The sequence below is a fragment of the Paraburkholderia sp. CNPSo 3281 genome, from assembly GCF_024206515.1.
GTDB classification, from domain to species: domain Bacteria; phylum Pseudomonadota; class Gammaproteobacteria; order Burkholderiales; family Burkholderiaceae; genus Paraburkholderia; species Paraburkholderia nodosa.
Genome location: NZ_JAMBPS010000162.1, coordinates 1 through 983 on the forward strand (window position 1 = coordinate 1; position 983 = coordinate 983).

Annotated in this window: 1 protein-coding gene; it reads right to left on the bottom strand. The window is 59.2% G+C overall.

All coding sequences use genetic code 11. The features are described 5' to 3' along the window. Positions 1 to 165: helix-turn-helix domain-containing protein (locus M3I56_RS40670; protein ID WP_254356598.1), on the bottom strand; the 165-nt coding region annotated here is incomplete at its 3' end. Between the last annotated feature and the right edge of the window lie 818 nt (positions 166 to 983).

The window sequence follows — 983 nt, forward strand, 5'->3', positions numbered from 1 at the left end:
CAGACCCGCCGGGCCTTCGTCGCGATGGCGTTCAAGCCATTTGTAGCCGGTCTGGCGGCTGATGTTGAAACGCCGGCACAGCTCACTGAAGGGCAGGCTCTGTGCGGCTGCCAGACTGACGAATTCCTGTCTGAGGCTCATGGTGTCTTTTACATTCCAGGGCATGGATGGATTCGGGCGTTGGGTTGCCCAAAAGTGTCAACCATGTCCCCATACACCTGTCAATCATGTCTCCGGTCTGTACACCGCGGCAAAGAAAGGAGGCAAAGAAAGCCGCTCAAACCGCCAGCGCCTGCCACGGTTCACATCTCGCCGTTAATGGTGAATGGCTCCGGAGCGTCTGTCACCCCGCACCTTCAAAGTTAGTGACAAGGCAGTCATCCGTCCGGCGGCGCTCCGCGCACCGAAGGGCATAACCAAAAACCGGCGGGGCACATGAGTTCTCGGGAGTGCTCAGGCGTGCCACCCGGTTTCCCTTGCAGCCCCAACCGCAGCGCGCGAAGCGTGCAGCGGGATGAATGAGCGCCTTGTCACTAACTATGGTGGTGCGAGGTGACAGACGCTCCGGAGCCATTCACCATCAACGGCGCGAGGTGAACCGTGGCAGGCGCTGGCGGTTTGAGCGGCTTTCTTTGCCTCCTTTCTTTGCCGCCGTGTACAGACTGGAGACATGATTGACACATGTATGAGGACATCGTTGACACCTGATACTCACGGCAATGCTGCTTTCAGGTTGTCACTGACCGGCATATTCGAGCCATTCCGGGATCGGCGTAATCGAGCCACCGGATGTTCGCCGCAATCGAGCCAGTGCATGATCGGCGCAATCGGGCCACTCGATGATCGGCGTATTGGAGCCACCTCGGGATCGGCGTAATCGAGCCACGTAGCGGGCTCAGTGTTGTGTCAGGCGCCGGCCCGAAACGCATTTCGAATTTCCGCAACCCGGTACCTTCGGACTTTTTGCCCGGAGGGCCGATGAG